General features: G+C 39.6%; 10 protein-coding genes. 2 read left to right on the top strand and 8 right to left on the bottom strand.

The features are described 5' to 3' along the window. Position 1: 1 nt before the first annotated feature. The 6 genes from I6E72_RS01120 to I6E72_RS01095 form a co-directional block, all read right to left on the bottom strand. Entirely contained in the window at positions 2-2,410 is a 2,409-nt protein-coding gene (locus I6E72_RS01120; RefSeq protein ID WP_197110820.1) for a glycoside hydrolase family 15 protein, read from the bottom strand. A gap of 10 nt (positions 2,411-2,420) precedes the next feature. Further along, a complete protein-coding gene (locus tag I6E72_RS01115) occupies positions 2,421-3,926 on the bottom strand; it encodes an MFS transporter (RefSeq protein ID WP_010555040.1) in 1,506 nt (501 codons plus the stop codon). Continuing rightward, the gene (locus I6E72_RS01110; protein WP_197110819.1) at positions 3,919-5,778 is read right to left on the bottom strand and encodes an alpha-amylase family glycosyl hydrolase; all 1,860 of its coding nucleotides are present in this window, start codon (positions 5,776-5,778) and stop codon (positions 3,919-3,921) included. The genes I6E72_RS01115 and I6E72_RS01110 overlap by 8 nt, the downstream gene beginning before the upstream one ends. Positions 5,779-5,868: 90 nt before the next feature. After that, a complete protein-coding gene (locus I6E72_RS01105; RefSeq protein ID WP_197110818.1) occupies positions 5,869-7,719 on the bottom strand; it encodes a glycoside hydrolase family 13 protein in 1,851 nt (616 codons plus the stop codon). A 2-nt stretch (positions 7,720-7,721) separates the two neighbouring features. Further along, a complete protein-coding gene (locus tag I6E72_RS01100) occupies positions 7,722-9,212 on the bottom strand; it encodes a tryptophan halogenase family protein (RefSeq protein WP_197110817.1) in 1,491 nt (496 codons plus the stop codon). 132 nt (positions 9,213-9,344) lie between these two features. Then, positions 9,345-12,128 carry a TonB-dependent receptor gene (locus tag I6E72_RS01095; RefSeq protein ID WP_197110816.1) on the bottom strand — a complete coding sequence of 928 codons (2,784 nt, stop codon included), beginning with the start codon at positions 12,126-12,128 and terminating at the stop codon, positions 9,345-9,347. 662 nt (positions 12,129-12,790) lie between these two features. Between I6E72_RS01095 and I6E72_RS01090 the strand changes: the two genes are divergently transcribed. Further along, the gene (locus I6E72_RS01090; RefSeq protein ID WP_197110815.1) at positions 12,791-14,413 is read left to right on the top strand and encodes an alpha-glucosidase family protein; all 1,623 of its coding nucleotides are present in this window, start codon (positions 12,791-12,793) and stop codon (positions 14,411-14,413) included. Between the two features lie 92 nt (positions 14,414-14,505). Here the strand turns inward: I6E72_RS01090 and I6E72_RS01085 are convergent, their stop codons facing one another. Continuing rightward, positions 14,506-15,051 (bottom strand): TIGR00645 family protein, encoded by a 546-nt coding sequence (locus tag I6E72_RS01085; RefSeq protein WP_007582598.1) that lies wholly within the window; start codon positions 15,049-15,051, stop codon positions 14,506-14,508. A 240-nt stretch (positions 15,052-15,291) separates the two neighbouring features. On the opposite strand from I6E72_RS01085, the gene I6E72_RS01080 reads away from it, so the two are divergent. After that, positions 15,292-15,534 (top strand): hypothetical protein, encoded by a 243-nt coding sequence (locus I6E72_RS01080; protein WP_007582596.1) that lies wholly within the window; start codon positions 15,292-15,294, stop codon positions 15,532-15,534. Between the two features lie 304 nt (positions 15,535-15,838). Here I6E72_RS01080 and topA read toward each other — a convergent pair whose 3' ends face one another. After that, on the bottom strand, positions 15,839-18,547 hold the full coding sequence (topA, locus tag I6E72_RS01075) for a type I DNA topoisomerase (protein ID WP_197110814.1): 2,709 nt from the start codon (positions 18,545-18,547) through the stop codon (positions 15,839-15,841). Between the last annotated feature and the right edge of the window lie 57 nt (positions 18,548-18,604).

Genomic DNA, 18,604 nt, shown 5'->3' with positions numbered 1-18,604 from the left:
ATTAGTCTTTAAGCGATTCGGCAACCACCGGATAATAGTCCCAAACTTGTTTATCACTGAGTGAGCGTACAAGCTTAATGTATTCTGCATGTGTCCAAGCTAGAGGTGTTGCTGAGTTTGTGCCCTCGCCTAACACATAACCTGCTTTATTTACACCCACGCCATCCCATACTTGCTCAGGTAGCATCATGCCGCTATTAGCAAACTGCTCTAAGCCTTTTACGTAGCTATTTTTAATGTCCGCTTGTTTTGCATCATCTAGCGTATTATTTGCGTTTGCGGCCGCTATTTCATAGTGTCCGCGTTCGCCTGTAAAAAATGGCCATACACGACCACGTTGGCCTGGCGTGTTGCTCCCGCTTTCGGCGTAATTAGTACCTGTGGTTTCATCTTCGCCGTAACCGTCGTTGCCATAACGGCGATAGCCTGCAAATGTGCCGCTACCATCGGTAAAGTTAAAGCTGTATTTAACTTGTAAGTTATCTTCAAGCGTTTCGTCGTCATACTCAGGCAGGGTTTTAACTATACTTGAATCGTTGGCACTTCTTACTCCATAGCGGACTAATTCTAAAAAACCACCGTCTAAAATCTGCTTTTTGTTAAAACCTTCACGGCCATTGTTGGCGTTAATTTTAGTATTAGAGTTAGCGTCGGTGTCTTGACCTATACGAATAAAATACTCGCCATCGGTGCTATCACCTTTTAAATTACCTTCGGTGGTAAACATTTGCGATTCTATATCACTGTTGTACTTTTTAGCCGTTGCTAAATAACGATCTGCATTTTGAGTATCACCACTGAGTGTTGCTATGTCACTGGCTGTTATAAGGCCAGCAACAACGGCAGCCGTTGTAGAGGGAGAATAACCACTTTGCTCTTCCCAGCGCTCTTGCTGTGTTGCGGGTGGAGTGATTTGCATGTCGTTCCATAAAATTTTAGCTCTTCCGCCATCAACTAAAAAGTCAGCTGCCGGTTTTAGCATGCGTGCATACCAATCTTTAAGTTCGTTATCACTTAGTACGTTTGCTTGATGTAACTTCCACGCGAGCATAATTGGCATAGCTGTTTGATCTAGCTGTCCCCCTACCCATTCAAGTTCACCATCAACATGTGTTTTTTGTAAAAACCATCCTGTATCACCATTGTTACCGGGGGTTATGCTAGTAACTTGTACTTTTTCAAGGTATTCGAAGGCCGTTTTTGCAGTGGCGGTATCGCCTAAGGCCATAAATGCCATAGCTACTTGATAAAAATCACGAACCCATACCGCTTTGTAACCAGTCGAACCCTCTTTGGCTGAAACAGTTTCACCCCAAGGATTAGAAAGTGAGGCAATGAGCGCACCCGCATTAGTTTTGTCTTCTTGCGCTTTTAGTACCATTGCACTGGTGTAAAGTAGCTTACCGTCATCGGCTGTTTGCTTAACCATTGTATTTAATGGCTCAAGGCTTTGTAAATAATCTTCCCAGCCTAGCGCTTCACCTTTACCGTTGTAGGCATCAAGCACATTTTGATAACCTTTAGATAAGCTCTGTGCACCTTGTTGCTGGCTTTGCTGCTGCGTTTTACCAAAGCTTAGTGCTAAATCAAATGTGGTATTACTATAGATAGTACCAAGCTCTGCCAGCAGAGTGACATTACCGGCCTTATCGCCTGTGTTTGAATATTTTTTGCTTAGTGTGTGTTGTTTTTTAAGTGAGGTGATGCCATCGCTCACACCTGTAAAGCCTACACTTTGCATTTTGAATGACGTAGATGATTGCAACGTTAAAAAATTATCATCTTCCCATGCTACTAAGCCTTGCTCAGTGGTTTTTGCAAAATCACCTAAGCCGTTGTTGTTTATATAAGGATTAACAGCAACATACGCTTTCACGCCTTTAAGTGATGTATTAAAAATACTGCGTACAAACAATGTTTGTCCGTCAGGGTCGGTGAATATGTGTTTTTCGAGGGTAAAACGCCCTTTCTTATCTGTACTTGTTACTTTGTAAGCAAGCGATAGTGGTCTGCCTTTATCGTCTTTATGTAAGTAATCAATTGTAACGTCTAAGTCGTCAGCTTCAGTGACTGTAAAATCTTTACCGGTTACTACAAACTGCATATCTTTAATTTGAGCTTGGTGAATGAGTCCAAACATAGTTTCGGTGATCATACCTTTGGCAATTGAAAACCATACTTTTGATACTTCACCTGTCGCAGCGTTGTTATTATATTGGCCGTTTTGGTATTGCTCAAAAGAAGTACCAATTCCGGTTTTACCCGCGTAAGCCCAATATGGTTCAGCACCTGGTGCGCCAGGAGCTGCTGAAACTGTAGCATCAATATTTTCGTTATTCGTATTTTGTGCACCACAGGCTGTTAAGCCCAAAGTTAAAAGAGCGGTAGTAATAAGGTTATATTTTTTCATTGTGTGACCCTTAGTTTGAATTTTTAACGCGCATTACAGCAATCGCAGCAACAACGAATGATGCAGCACCAATTAATAATGCGTAAATAGGCTGGTTAGAAAATACGTGGCGTAAAATAAGCCCTAAAATACTAGCAGCAAGCAATTGCGGTATAACAATAAAGAAGTTAAAAATACCCATATACACGCCCATTTTATTACTCGGTAGTGCGTTACTTAACATTGCATAAGGAAGCGATAAAATAGAAGCCCATGCAAAGCCAACGCCTATCATTGGAATAAGGAGCATTTTTGGATCTGTTATAAACATAAAGCTCGCAAGGCCCAATGCGCCTAGTAATAAGTTAAAGCAATGTGCGCCTTTTAAGCCCATTTTTTTAACTAAAAATGGAATACACATAGCGGCAATAGCCGCAAAGCCGTTGTAAGCTGCAAATAAAATACCGACCCAATCAGCCCCATCGTTAAAGGCTTTACTTGTTGCATCACTGCTGCCGTAATGAAAGCTTGTTACTGCGGCTGTGGTGTATATCCACATAGCAAACAACGTAAACCAGCTAAAAAACTGCACCCAAGCAAGCTGCTTCATTGCCTCTGGCATGGTAAATACATCTTGTACTACTTGGTAAAAACCGCCTTGTATTTTGTTAGCAGCCTTTAATGCGCTTGCTATCCACTGCACAATACCAAACGCTAGTAAGCCACCAGCAAGTAGGTATAACTCTTTTTCAAGCGATAAACCCATTACTAATGCAAGGGTTGCTAAACCTAGCACCACAAAAATAATGGCACCTTTATTGAAGTTGATATCTACTAATGCGGTGTTAGTCGGTTTGGCAGTGTGGTTTTCAAAAGCAGCTAATTGCTCAGGGCTATATTCTTTGGTTCGCATAACTGTCCAAAGAACTGCGACTAGCAATACGACCCCACCCCAATAAAATGAATATTTAACAGATTCAGGGATTTGCCCTGGCGCAGCGGTATTACTTACATCAAACCAATTGGTCATCATCCATGGTAGCGCTGAGGCTAATACCGCACCAATACCAATAAAAAAGCTTTGTAACCCGTAACCTGTAGCGCGTTGTTTTTCTGGCAGGTTATCGCCTACAAGTGCTCTAAAAGGTTCCATAGTGACATTGATTGAGGCATCCATAATCCATAACATACCTGCAGCAATCCAAAGGGTTGGTGAATGCGGCATGATAAAGAGTGAGATAGTAGTAAGTACCGCCCCTATGAAAAAGAATGGACGACGACGACCAAAACGTCCCCATGTTTTATCACTCCAATAACCAATTATTGGTTGCACTATTAAGCCCGTTAGCGGTGCTGCAACCCATAAAATAGGAATATCATCAACTTGTGCGCCTAGGGTTTGAAAAATACGGCTCACATTGCCGTTTTGTAGTGCAAAACCAAATTGAATGCCTAAAAAGCCAAAGCACATATTCCATATTTGCCAAAAACTTAGATTTGGTTTGTTGCTGTCATAATTATTATTTTGATTATTCATGATTAGCCTTATTAGTTAAAACTGCGCTACTAAATGCATCTAGCGAAAGCATAAGCTTTGTAACTTCTTTGTCAGTGATGATCTTTACCGTATTTTGCTCAAGTAAGTCGTGTAGCGGTTTATTTCGCTCAAAGGTATTTGCTTGCTCTGGTGTTAAATTAATTAATACCGTTTGTGGCTCCTCACTAAAATTACTAAAAACATAAATAGATTGCTGTCCCAGCGAGCGTACAAAACCAACAACGCGTTCGCTATTGCTAAGTGAAAGCTCTGACATGGTTCCACCTACAACAGCGGGCAAACTATTGAGAGCCATTATTGACTTATAATAATCACGAAGTGATGCTTGCTCGCTCGATAAGTTAGCGCCGTCGAATTTGCCGTTGTTCATCCATGCTTGATGCGCTGGTACACCAATGTAGTCAAAAATACTGGTGCGGGTAGATGTGCCAAAACCTGCGTTTTCAGATCCGTCCTCCCCCACATCTTGGGCAAAATATAATAAAGTAGGTGCGCGACTCATTAAGCTAGAAACGACCATTGCTGGTTTCCCCCAGCGTGCATCACCTGCAAAATCAGGGCTAGCAATGCGTTGTTCGTCGTGATTTTCTAAAAAGTGCAGCATGTGCGCTTCAATATCAGCCACTTGGCTTTGGGCTGCAAAAATAGTATTAGCAGCTTGCTTACCCTGCATAATGGCTTTTAATGTGTCGTAAAAGCCGACTTTGTCATACAAGTAATCCATTTTTCCTTGCTGAATATACACTCTGTACATTTGTGGGTTGTAAACTTCAGCCAATAAAAACGCATCGGGCTTTTGCATTTTTATTGATGAATTTAAAAAGCTCCAAAATTCAACCGGCACCATTTCGGCCATATCGTACCTAAAACCATCAACGCCTTTATCAAGCCAGTAAAGAGTGATATCTCTAAATTTATACCAGCTATTAGGCAGTTCCTTATTTTGCCAAAACGCATAATGAGCGCGATAATCTTGGTTTTCTAACTCTTTAGGTAATACAGGAAAGTCATAGCTGCCATCAGGCTTAACGCCATAATTGACTCTTACGGTTTCGTACCAATCGTTAATATCTGGCTTTGGTGCACGCGCACCATTACCCGTCCATTTTGCTGGGGTTTCATCAAAAAAACCGTCAGCTAAAGGGTGAGTACTCCCCCCTAAAACTAGATAGCTTTGTGATGTTGGAACCTGAAAAGACTGACCTGGTACATAATAAAAGTTATTATTTTTATCGTACTCTTTGCTGGTGTCGTCTTGTTCACCAAAGTCATTTATTCCCTTGGGTTTTGCTACTGATTTATAATTACGAGCCACATGGTTAGGTACAATATCTATAACCACTTTCATGCCATGCTTATGAGTGCGTTCAATCAGATCACTAAACTCACCCATTCTATTGGTCACATTTATGGCTAAATCTGGGTTTACGTCGTAGTAATCTTTTATTGCATAAGGTGAACCTGCACGGCCTTTAACTACATCAGGGTCATCTTGCGTAATTCCATACTCGGTATAATCGCCCACTAGCGCATGATGTAAAACACCGGTATACCAAACATGGGTTGTCCCCAATTCTTTAATACCTTTAAGTGCAGCATCGTTAAAATCGGCAAATTTACCTACACCATTTTGCTCTTTTGTACCCCAAGGCACATTCGCGGTCTGTGTGTTGCCAAATAAGCGTGTAAATACTTGGTATACAACAGGCTTTGTTAACTCATTTTGCGCCTGTTTAGGCGCTTGCTGTTGTTCGGTTTCATTATTGTCTGAGCACGCACTTGTTATAAGTGCGCTGCACAGTAATGCGGGTACATAAACTGATTTTTTCATTGTGTGTCTTTTTGTCAGTAGTGTTATAGCTTTATACTAAAGATATCTGCAGCAAGCATACAGTTGCTGCATACGTATTCACTTAAACATTCACGGCGTATTAATCACTAATACCGTAGCAGCCATTGGCTTTAAGTTAATACTGTTAGTTAGTTTAAAAGTGTGTTGTGTGAATAATGCCTTCGCATTGGCATTTTTTGGTATAACTTCTTGCATGTAATCAAGATTATGCTTTTGTTTTACTTTGTTTTTATTCATAAAAACTAATACTGTTTGCGTATCACTAACGCGAGCATAACTATACACACCATTGTTCGGGCTGAAATGAACGAGCTTACCCTTTGTAAGTGCCGGGCTTTGCTTTCTAAAGTTAAGTAGCGTGCTTATAGTCTTGTGCATATCGCGCTGCTCTTTACTTAAACCTATTCCAGTAAACGCATTGGCGTTTTGATTTTTAAACCCACCTGGAAAATCAATGCGTATATCACCATGATCTTTACTCGGCGTGTTATCTAATAATATTTCGGTTCCATAATATATTTGTGCAATGCCGCGCGTTGTTAAAAACAAAGTCATCGCCATTTTAGTTTTAGCTAAGTCTTGCCCAAGCTCCGTATATACACGGCTCATATCGTGGTTATCAGCAAACACCATAATGTTATTGGTGTCTGGGTATAAAAAATCGTTAGCTAATGACTGATATACTTTAACCCAGCCTGTACTCCAACTTTCATCTTCATTTAAAGCTCGAATTACCGCCTCTTGCAACGAAAAGTCCATCACACTGGGTAAGCTTGACACATACCCATCTTGATTAACTTTACCGCGCTGCCAATACGACGCTATTGCAGGGTTTGAAGTCCACTCTTCGCCAACAATATTAAAGTGTGGGTATTCATCCATAATGGCCTTGGTCCAATCACTTAAAAACGCTTTATCTGAATAAGAATAGGTATCTACACGAATACCGCTTAAATCTGAGTATTCAATCCACCAAATTGCATTTTGAATTAAATACTCATTTAATAATGGTTGGCGCTGGTTTAAATCGGGCATGCTAGCGACAAACCAACCATCGCTAAACTGGCGTTTATCGTAGTTACTTGCGTGTGGATCTTGAATTGTTTGGCGCGCATGGCTTGTGGCATTTTTGCCATTTTCAAACTGCCCATTAAAGTTAATCCAATCTTGAGTTGGTTTATCCTTCATCCACAGGTGCTCAGAACCAAAATGATTAAGCACCATGTCCATAACAAGCCCAATGCCCTGCTCTTTAGCCTTTATTGATAACGTTTTGTATAAATTATTTGATCCCATTCGCGGATCAACGTTGTAAAAGTCTGTGATCGCGTAACCATGATAAGAGTAATCTGGCATGTTGTTTTCAAGCACAGGTGTTAGCCAAAGCTGTGTCACGCCTAGTTTATTTAAATACGGCAGTGCATTAATTACACCTTGAATATCACCGCCATGTCGCCCGCCTTTAAAGCTTGTATTTTCACTCTCTAGCATACCTCTAACTGTATCGTTTTTTTCATCACCATTTACAAAGCGATCTGGGTTAATTAAATATAAAGCATCTGCATTTGTGAAACCTTGACGTTGCGCGCTGTGTTTATCTCGGGTAAGTAAAGGAAATTCAAAGCTATGTACTGGATCGCTACTCTTAAATTGAAGCGTTCCCGCTTTAGCGTTATCGCTAATATTTAAATGTAGAAAAGCATAATTAGGGTTGTCAGTGCGTGTTACGTTATTAAGTTCAACCCCTTTATACTGATCTAATTTAAATTCTTCGTTAGCTATATTTTGCTCATGCACTAGAACTGTAATGTTATTTTTATTCATGCCTACCCACCAATTGGCAGGCTCTACATTAAGTGCATAACTAAAGCTTGGTAAGCTACATGCGCTTACTAGTAAAAGTGTGTTTAAAAATCGCATTGTTATACCTTTTTAATGCTAGCTAAAAAATTCTGGTGAGTTGGTAGCTGCGCAACTGTTGAGTTTATCAATGTTTTTAAAGTAGAGAATAAATCGCTCAGTTGATCATCACTTAGTGAATCAACAATACTGTTATAGTCATCAGGGATAAGTCCTTGCCCTATCATGACTTGCTGCCAAGCAACCTCAGCGAATAGCTCATCGTCTTCCCGCACTACTTTGCCTGTTTGTTTAAATAAACTCAGTTTATGGGTAAGGGAATTTGGTATATCCATTTGCATGCATTGACGCCAAAACGGGGTATCTTCTCGCTCGGTGAGTTTATAATGCAAAATAATAAAATCGCGTATATGCTCTATTTCAATAACGCTTTGTTTATTAAACTGCGTTACTAACGCATCGCTAATGCCATTATGTGGAAATAGTTTAATTAAGCGTGTAACCGCAGTTTGAATTAAATGAATACTAGTTGACTCAAGCGGCTCTAAAAATCCACTTGATAAACCAACCGCGACCACGTTTTTATGCCACTGCTTTAAGCGCCGACCTGTTTTGAATTTTATAATCCGGGGCTCTGTAATTGGCTCAGCGGGTAAGCTTTTTAGCAGTAACTGCTTAGCATCATCATCTGACAAGTATCTACTGCAATAAACAAGGCCATTGCCAATACGATTTTGCAGTGGTATTTGCCATTGCCAACCAGCACTATGTGCAATCGATCGCGTATAGGGCTTAAGCTCATGAGTACTTTTTGTTTGTACGGCTACTGCACTATCGCATGGTAAGTAATGAGACCAATCAATAAACCCTGTATTAAGTGTTTGCTCAATTAACAAGGCACGCAGCCCGGTGCAATCTATAAATAAATCACCACTAATTTGACTGTCGTTATCCAGTGCTAGGCTTTTAACATTGCCTGTATCGCATTGTTCAACATGGCTTATTTTTGCATCTATGTGTTTAACACCGCGCGATATAGCCAACTTTTTTAAGTATTCAGCGTAAAGCGTCGCATCAAAATGATATGCGTAACTCAGCCCAGGTAGTTGGGTATTAGGAATTGTATTGAGGGGTGCAAATTTATGCTGTTTAGCCGCTTGGTAATTGAGTGAAAAATCCCATAAGTCGTCTTCGCAACCCGTAATTTGACCTTTTAACCAAAAGTTATAAAAATCGCAAAAGGGAAAATCTTTACCTAACGAGCCAAACGCATGCATGTAGCTATGCCCTGGCGTTTTCCAGTTTTCGAACTCTATACCTAATTTTATTGAAGCATTAGTGGCATTAATAAAATCTTGCTCGTTTATACCCAGCGCGTTATTAAGTTGCATAATGGGCGGTATCGTTGCTTCACCCACTCCTACCGTACCAATAGCTGATGATTCTATTAGTGTGATATTAATTACTTTACCTAACACTTTATTAAGCAGTGCTGCTGTTATCCACCCTGCGGTACCACCGCCTGCAATTACGACATGTTTTATTGGTTTCATATTATTGCCCACGCTTTAATACAGCGCTCAATAAACTTAATTAAGCGAATTGGTATTAATCAGTGTTTGATAAACTAGCTATAAAAAAGCCCTTGTAAAACAAATCACAAGGGCTTCTACACACAACTTTTATTATAGCTTGTAACTAAAGCCTAACAAGTAAGTACGACCGTAATCTTGGTAGTCACGTACTTGTAGAGCATTATCGCCAGAAAGTGACGTAAACGGTTCTTCAGTTAAGTTTTGTACTTGAAACTGAACAGATAAACCTTCAAGGCTTTCAATACCGGCCTCAGAGAAGTCATAACCTGCTTGAACATCCCAAATAGTTTCACCTAAAATATCAACTTGTTCAGTGTTAAAACCTAAACCATATACATCACCTTTAAAGGCACTGCGTTTGCGCATACTGGTACGTAATTGCATACCATGCATTTCGTAGTAAACTGTTAAGCTTTGAATTTTATCCGAAAGACCTGGTAGCTCGTAATCGTTACCGTTTTGATCCTCTATATCAGACTCTATTCCTGTATGGCTGGCAATTAAACCAAAACCTTCAAGAGATGGATGGAATATTTTAAATGGTAACGCTAGTGAAAGCTCGTAACCATATAAATCGCCACCGCCGCCATTTATTTTACCGCTGCCTGTACCTGATGCTGTTGCAGGAACTTCACCTGTTGAAGGGTCAGCTACGCCTGACATATCAATTGCATACGTGCCGTCAAAAATCCACTGAGTTAAATCTTTATAGAAAAACGCAGCAGAGAAGTAACCTTCATCGCTAAAGTAATTCTCGTAAGTAAAATCGTAGCCGGTTGCTTCTTTAGGTTCTAAATTTGGGTTACCACCCGATACAGACCAATAGTTGCCATTTTCATCAGGTGTTTGATTATATGAAGCATTAACTGATGAATTCATTTCATCTAAGCGTGCACGAGAAATTGTTTTAGCAGCACCAAAACGTATCGTTTGTTGCTCATCAATCGCAAGTGACAGGTTTAAGCTAGGTAATACGTGCGAGTAATCATGACTTATGTTTGTCGGTGATGTAACAACCACACCATCAACAGTACTAAATGCATTACCTTGTGATGATTGATCAGTTTGTACATAACGCACGCCCACGTTACCCGTTAATGCAAGGCCGCTTACTTCAGCATTAATATTTGCTTGAACAAATGCAGAAGTAATTTCTTCTTTTACAGTCCACGATTTAGTCGCATGACTTGTATTTGTTAAGCTCTCTGCCAGTAAGTCGTAATAACCGTCGTTAACTAAGCCATTTACGTCATAAGCAATCATATCGCCCATGCCTATAAAGCCTAAATCAACACTTCCGTTACGGTACTGTTCTGGCACATTAAGCATGCCTGGGCTATCAAGCGAAAAGCTAGATAACGTCATAAAGTAACCTTCTGAATCTTTTGTTTTCTCACGTTCTTTGTAAGACATACCAAATTCAATAGAGCTTATGTACTCGTTTTCTAATACCTTTGAAGCCGCTATTTTTAATGTTGACAGCTCATCTTCAATGGTCGGTGCATTAATAAAACCATCTTGCGCTTGGTTTTCATACTCAGTACCAGTTAAACCATATTTATCGTTAAGTGCAGAGCTTGCACCCCACGATAGCGGGCCACCTAACTGTATTAAACCATAATCGCTATAATCTAAGTCATGAGTAAAGCTTGCGCCGGTGTTTCCACCATTAAATGTATAACCTAAGTTATCTGCAACACCGCGAGCATCACCACGCCCTGTACCTGAGTAGCTCTCAACACTCCAGATTTTACGGTCTACTTGTGAGTAGCTTGCGTCAAACTCTACTGACCACGAATCGTCAATATCATATTTAGTATTAAAACCAAAAGCTGTAAGTTCCGCTTCGCGTTCTTCATAATCGTTTCGAACTACTACACGTTGGCCTTGTGTTACTGCACTAGTTATAAAGCCAGATGCTTCATCAACTACAACACTATTTGCATCAATACTACCTTGTCCCCATGCAAACGGAACTTCAATACCGCGTAGAATTTTTTCATCTGTAAAATCTACATATAACGCATCAAACGTCATGTTTAATTTATCTGTAGGTGCGGCTTCAAGTACAAGCATTGCAGAATCGCGCTCAAGTGTAGATGAACGTACAAATGGTTTAGCGCCACCTAAAATTGAATAATCGTTACCATTTTCAGTGAATTCTGGGTAGCCCCACGAGTTCCAACGTTTTTCTTGATTTGGTGAACTCATTGTATTTAAAGCAAAGGCAACACCAATTGTATCGTCAGCAAACTGGTCAATGTATGAAATAGTGCCTCGGTAACCGTCATCATTACCGTCTGGATTTAATTTACCAAAGCTGGTTTGCTCATACTGCCCATTTACTTGCACAACACGCTCGCCTTTACTTAAAGGGCGCACGGTTTGCATATTAATAACACCGGCAATACCTTCAGCATCAATACTTGCATTTGGCGTTTTATAAACAGTTACACCGCTCATTATTTCTGATGGATAAAGGTCAAACTCTACACCACGGTTATCACCAATCGATACCTGCTCACGACCGTTAAACGTTGTGCCACTTTCATTCTCGCCAAAACCACGAATAGAGACACGACTTGCTCGACCATCTAAGCGCTGGGCGGTTAAACCGGGTAAACGCGCAATCGATTCAGCAATTGAAGAATCTGGCAATTTGCCAATGTCTTCAGCCGATATAGATTCTACAACCTGTGTAGAGAAGCGTTTTGTGTTGATTGATTCTACAACACTGCCACGAAAGCCTTTAACTTCGATAACTTCTACATCATCTTTTTTTATTGTATCTTCTTGAGCAGCCTGTGTAGCAAAGCTTGATAAGCCTGCAGCTGTTAATGCCAAAGTTAATATACTTGGTTTGAACATAGACATAATGTTTTCCCGTTACCCATATTGTGATACCCGCGTTCAATGTTTAAGTGATAGTTAAACAAGGCGAGCTAATTTTGTTGTCAGGATGAATATTAACGCCAGATTTATTTTATTAACAACTTTATGCATACGTATTCAACAATTTCAATGTAGCCTAAAATTAACATATATTACACATATATAATTTTAACCACATGATTTTATTAAAAATAAGCAAAACAAAAAACACTGAAAGAGCATGACAGATTAAATCTATTTTGTAGAAAACTAATAGCCTTCCTACTTGAATGTAAACAAGATGAAATTAATTAGCGCTGTTATATAACTTTTAAATAATTGCACATTTACTAAGTGTTAAATTGGTCAGACCATTCCTAGTAAAACCAAGGGTATATTTCCTTTATAGTACAAACTGTTAGGTTAAATTTAACTAAAAAATGAATGAATAACATAATTGGTAAACATTAAACACACAAAACGAACACCGCTAAAGATGCGCTAAGCGCTTATTTTAAATAATTTTATTGCATTATTTTTAGTGCATACGTATGCAGACTTTTTACAGAATTAAAGGCTTCACGTATGCTTTTTGAAAATAACGTGATTAATCGTAATCACAATAAAGAATAGTCTAAATACTGTGTGGAATGACGGAGAAAAGCATGACCCAAAAGCAGTGGTATAAAGGTGCGGTTATTTATCAAGTTTATCCGCGTAGCTTTCAAGATAGCAACAACGATGGTATTGGTGACTTAAAAGGGATTATTAATCGTATTGATTACATTAAAAGCTTAGGCGTTGATGCAATTTGGATTTCACCTTTTTTCAAATCGCCGATGAAAGACTTTGGCTACGATATTAGTGACTACCGTGACATTGACCCGCTTTTTGGTGATTTAAACGATTTTGATGAACTTATTAGCCAAGCCCATGATCGCAATATTAAAATCATAATTGACCAAGTACTAAGCCATACATCAGATCAGCATCAATGGTTTACAGATAGCCGCGAAAATCAAAATAACGATAAAGCGGATTGGTATGTTTGGGCTGAAGCTAAAGATGACGGCACAGCACCTAATAATTGGCTGTCTATTTTTGGTGGTGGCGCGTGGCAGTGGGAACCTCGCCGTGGGCAATATTATTTGCATAACTTTTTAACCGAACAACCCGATTTAAACTTTCATAATCCTGACGTAAGACAAGCTGTACTTGATAACGTAGAGTTTTGGCTTAAAAAAGGCGTTGATGGCTTTAGATTAGATGCTATTAACTTTTGTTATCACGATGCACAACTTCGCGATAACCCAGCTAAACCAAAAGATAAGCGCCAGGGTCGTGGTTTTAGTGAAGATAACCCATACGCATTTCAGTATCATTACTACAACAACACTCAGCCAGAAAATATTGAGTTTATGCAAGACATTCGCACATTACTTAATAAATACCCAGGTACTGTATCGCTTGGCGAAATCTCATCAGAAGATTCATTGGCGACAATGGCGCAGTACACCCAAGGTGGCGATAAGCTGCACATGGGATATAGCTTTGAGCTCTTAACAAATGATTATTCAAGTGAATATATTAGAACTACGGTTCAAACTCTTGAACAACGTATGACTGAGGGTTGGCCGTGTTGGGCATTTAGCAACCATGATGTAGAGCGCGTAGCAAGTCGCTGGAGCGAAAATGGCGAAATAAACCCTCAGCAATGTAAAATGCTAACCGCCCTACTTGCTTCCCTTCGTGGCAGTGTATGTATGTACCAAGGTGAAGAGCTTGGTTTAGGTGAAGCATCTGTTGCCTTTGAAGACTTACAAGACCCATACGGCATTACATTTTGGCCTAACTTTAAAGGGCGTGATGGCTGTAGAACGCCAATGCCTTGGGAGCAAGTTGATTCACCTCATGCGGGTTTTAGTGATGTAAAACCTTGGCTACCTGTTGATGATGCACACAAACAGCAATCAGTCGCTGTGCAAACTAATGATAGCAACTCAATTTTAAACGCCTATCGTGAGTTTATGGCGTGGCGCAAAAGCCAAACTGTTTTACTAGAGGGTGATATTGAGTTTATTGAAACGCCTGAGCCTGTGCTTGCTTTTTATAGAACGCTTGGACCGCAAAAAATGCTGTGCATGTTTAATCTAAGCTCTCAACAAACAAGTACTGATATGCCAACATCAATCGTTAAAGAATACAATGAGCTTAGCCACCACAGCGCAAAATTAAGCCAAGACACACTAACACTTGAGCCTTTCGCTTGCTTTTATGCAAAGTGTTAATGACATCAATAATTACACTTAATATTACAGCTAAGCTCTAAACATAAAAAGCCCAAGTAAATTACTTGGGCTCTTTTATGCGTTTAATTTTTCTAATGACTTTGGGTTTTACTGTTTAAGTAGTCAGTTAAAGCAAATAAAACGCCTGACATTACAAACGTAACATGAATAGTCACTTTCCAAAGTAGCTCATCACTTGGATATGCGCCTGAGTTTATAAATACTTTTAATAACTCAACAGCAGAAATAGCGACTATCGCACTTATTAATTTCATCTTTAGACCTGAAAAACCAACTTTTCCCATCCAAGATGGTCTGTCTTCATGATTATCAATATTAAGCTTAGAAACAAAGTTCTCGTAACCGCTAAATGTAATGATCAGCAATAACCCCGCTAATAATGCCGTATCAACTAAAGTTAGAATACCGACAAGTAACTCTTGATTTGTTGCTGTAAATGTCGCAATACCCATTAAATAAAGCTGCTTAAAAAACTTTATTAACAACAGTACAACTGCAAATAGTAAACCCACAAAAAATGGGGCTAGTAGCCAACGCCCTTTAAAAATAAAAGATTCTAATGCATGCTCTACTTTATTAGCTTGGCGTGGTTTTTTATTAGGGGTGTGTGATGACATTGATTTGTCTTTTAATTAAAAAAAGCGACCTTAGCTTATAAACCACTGCAACACAATGCTGCGAAATCCTGACAAGTAAATTACTCATCTTCACGATAAAAAAATTTCGTTATCTTTTATTTCGTTTTCGTTTAAAAATCAGTATACCAACAGAGTTGTTCTGGATTGGGCACTACTGGTTTAAACCTAATCTTAAACTGGGTAAATCAGTCATCACACCATTTTTTTAGGAATAAACGAATGAAAAAAGCATTGCTAGCATTAATCGTAGCTCCACTATTTGCAGTATCTGCGACTTACGCGGTAGCAGACGATGCGCCAACAGCTTCAGCCGAAATGGTAAAAGAATACACAGAAATGTGTGTTAACTGGGCTAAAGATGATGACGTAAGCAATGAAGAGCTAAATGCCTACGTATTAAAATGCGTAAATGATGAGCTTGAATCTGAAGGCTATAAAAAAGTATCTTCTGTTAAGATTTAATCATACCAATTGCATTAAATTAGTGATCTATTTTAGCGCTAAGAAAATAGCTCAATAGCATGACATATAGTTGTTTTATATGAATGTTTTTTAACGCAGTGAGTGGGTTATTTAGTGCAATATAATGACCATTTTTTAATAAAACTGGTATCTCCAATACGCTTAGTTGAATGTACTGCTAATAAAGCCGTTGCGAAAACATTTAACTAGGCACAAAAAAACCGGAATAGACACAAGCTGTGCATTCCGGTTTTTTTATGGTTTTTTAAAACCTATAAAAAGTTATGAATAAGCGATAACGTGCTTATTCATCTTCTTTTTTAGCTTTCGCTTTAGGCTTTGCTTTAGCTGGTACCTTTTTTGCAGCAGCTTTCTTTTTAGGTGCTGCCTTTTTCTTCGCTTCTTCTGTCCATTTACCTGCTTCATAATGAGCAGTCCAGCCAGTAGCTTTACCGTCAACTTCAGTCATAACATACTGAGCTTTATTTTTACGGCTGTAGCGTACAACAGCAAGATTACCATCAGGATCTTTAGCAGGTGCATCTGCTAAGTAATAAAACTTAGGCGAGATACGGTCTCTAAAGCGTTTTAACTCTTCTACCTTAGGTGCACGTGTTTCACGAGACTTAGGAAAAGTATTTGCAGCTAAGAATATACCAGCGGCGCCATCACGTAATACGAAATACGCATCTGACTTTTCACACTCTAACTCAGTAATGTGAACAGGATCTTCTTTTGGTGGAGCAGCTTCGCCACTTTTAAGTAGTTTACGTGTGTTTTTACACTCGTCATTATTACAGCCAAAATACTTACCAAAACGACCCGATTTAAGTTCCATGTCAGAGCCACATTTATCACATTCGATAATTGGTCCGTCATAGCCTTTAATTTTAAAGGTACCTTCTTCAACAATATGCCCTTTACATGCCGGGTTATTACCACACACATGTAATTTACGGGTTTCGTCGATTAGATATGAATCCATTGCAGTTTCACAAATAGGACAACGCTTCATCTGCATTAACTTTTCAGTTTCTACATCTTCTACATCAGCTGCAACTGCTTCATCACCCGACACCAAGTTCATTGTTGTAGTACAACGCTCTTTTGGCGGAAGGCTGTAACCTGTACACCCTAAGAAAACACCAGTTGATGCCGTTCGTATACCCATCTTTCGGCTACACGTAGGACATTCAATATCAGTTTCAACCATCTCGTTAAGACGCATACCACCGTTCTCTGGCTCGTCTTTAGCAACAGTTAATTGCGTTGAAAAATCAGCATAAAACTTATCTAGAACTTGAGTCCATACACGCTCGCCTTCAGCGATATCATCTAAACGGCCTTCCATTTTAGCTGTAAAATCAAAGTTCATTAAATCAGTGAAGTTTTCAACCAAGCGATCGGTAACTATTTCACCCATTTTTTCAGCAAAGAAACGGCGGTTTTCTACACGTACATAACCACGATCTTGAATCGTTGATATAATTGACGCATAAGTAGATGGACGACCAATACCGCGTTTTTCAAGCTCTTTTACTAAACTTGCTTCACTAAAGCGCGCTGGCGGTTTAGTAAAATGTTGCTTAGGATCAAGTTCGATTAAAGTAAGGACTTCACCTTCTTTAACAGCCGGTAGTGATTGATCTTCTTCGTTTTTCTTACGTATTGCAGGTTGTACTTTTGTCCAACCATCAAAGCGGAGCACACGGCCTTTCGCTTTAAGCTGGAAGTCGTTAGCTGCAACAGTTAGTGTTGTTAAATCGTATTCAGCAGGTACCATTTGGCACGCTACAAATTGACGCCAAATTAGCTCGTACAGCTTTTTAGCATCGGCGTCTACACCTTCAACATGACCAGATAACACGGTAACGCTTGAAGGACGTATTGCCTCATGCGCTTCTTGTGCATTGCCTTTAGAGCTGTAGCTAATTGGATCTTTTGGTAAGTATTTAGCACCAAACTCGTTTGTTACATACTCACGACACATTTCAACGGCATCTTTCGAAAGATTAGTTGAATCAGTACGCATATACGTAATATACCCGCCTTCATACAAACGCTGAGCAAGCATCATGGTCTTTTTAACGCCATAACCTAAACGTGTGCTTGCTGCTTGCTGCATGGTTGAAGTAATTAATGGCGCACTTGGGCGACTTTTACTTGGTTTTTCTTCAACGCTAATTACTTTGTATTCTGCATTCTCAAGGCTTTTAACCGCTGCGCTAGCCTGAGCTTCATTTACAGGCTTAAAAGGCTTTCCTGCTTGTTTGGCTACTTCTAAACGTAACTCAGACTCAGTATTTTTAACGTCAGCGTGAATATCCCAAAATTCTTCAGGGATAAACGCCTTAATTTCACGCTCACGCTCTACTAATAAACGTACCGCAACAGACTGAACTCGTCCTGCAGAAAGTCCACGGGCCACTTTAGCCCACAATAAAGGTGATACCATAAAGCCAACAACACGGTCTAAAAAGCGACGTGTTTGCTGAGCGTAAACCATATCAGTATTGAGCTCGCCAGGTGTTTCAAACGCTTGCTGTATTGCGTTTTTAGTAATTTCGTTAAAAACTACGCGCTTATATTTAGCAGGATCACCACCAATGATTTCTTGAAGGTGCCAAGCAATTGCTTCCCCTTCTCTATCCAAATCCGTTGCGAGATATATTTGGTCTGCATTTTCTGCCAGCTTTTGTAATTCTTGAACAACTTTTTCTTTACCAGGCAGTATTTCGTAATGCGGATCCCAGCCTTGATTTGGGTCTATACCCATACGCGCGACTAAGTTTGTATAATCTCGTTGCTTTTTATACGCTGCTTTCTCTTCAGGTTCCATTTTACGAACTTCTGCTGGCGTTTTAATTGCCGGCACTTTAGCTTTGCTCGAACCTGAAGTAGGTAAATCTCGTACATGCCCAATACTGGACTTTACGATGAAGTCATTACCTAAATATTTATTAATTGTTTTAGCCTTAGCAGGAGACTCTACAATTACTAGCGATTTGCCCATAGTTGCCTATTTCTAACCAAATATTGAAAATGTGTTTTGCCGACATAAGCGGCGCGA

This window comes from Pseudoalteromonas sp. NSLLW24 (assembly GCF_015864725.1).
Taxonomy (GTDB): Bacteria; Pseudomonadota; Gammaproteobacteria; order Enterobacterales; family Alteromonadaceae; genus Pseudoalteromonas; species Pseudoalteromonas arctica.
Note: the sequence above shows the minus strand (reverse complement) of the source record. Positions and strands in the feature narration are given on the sequence as shown.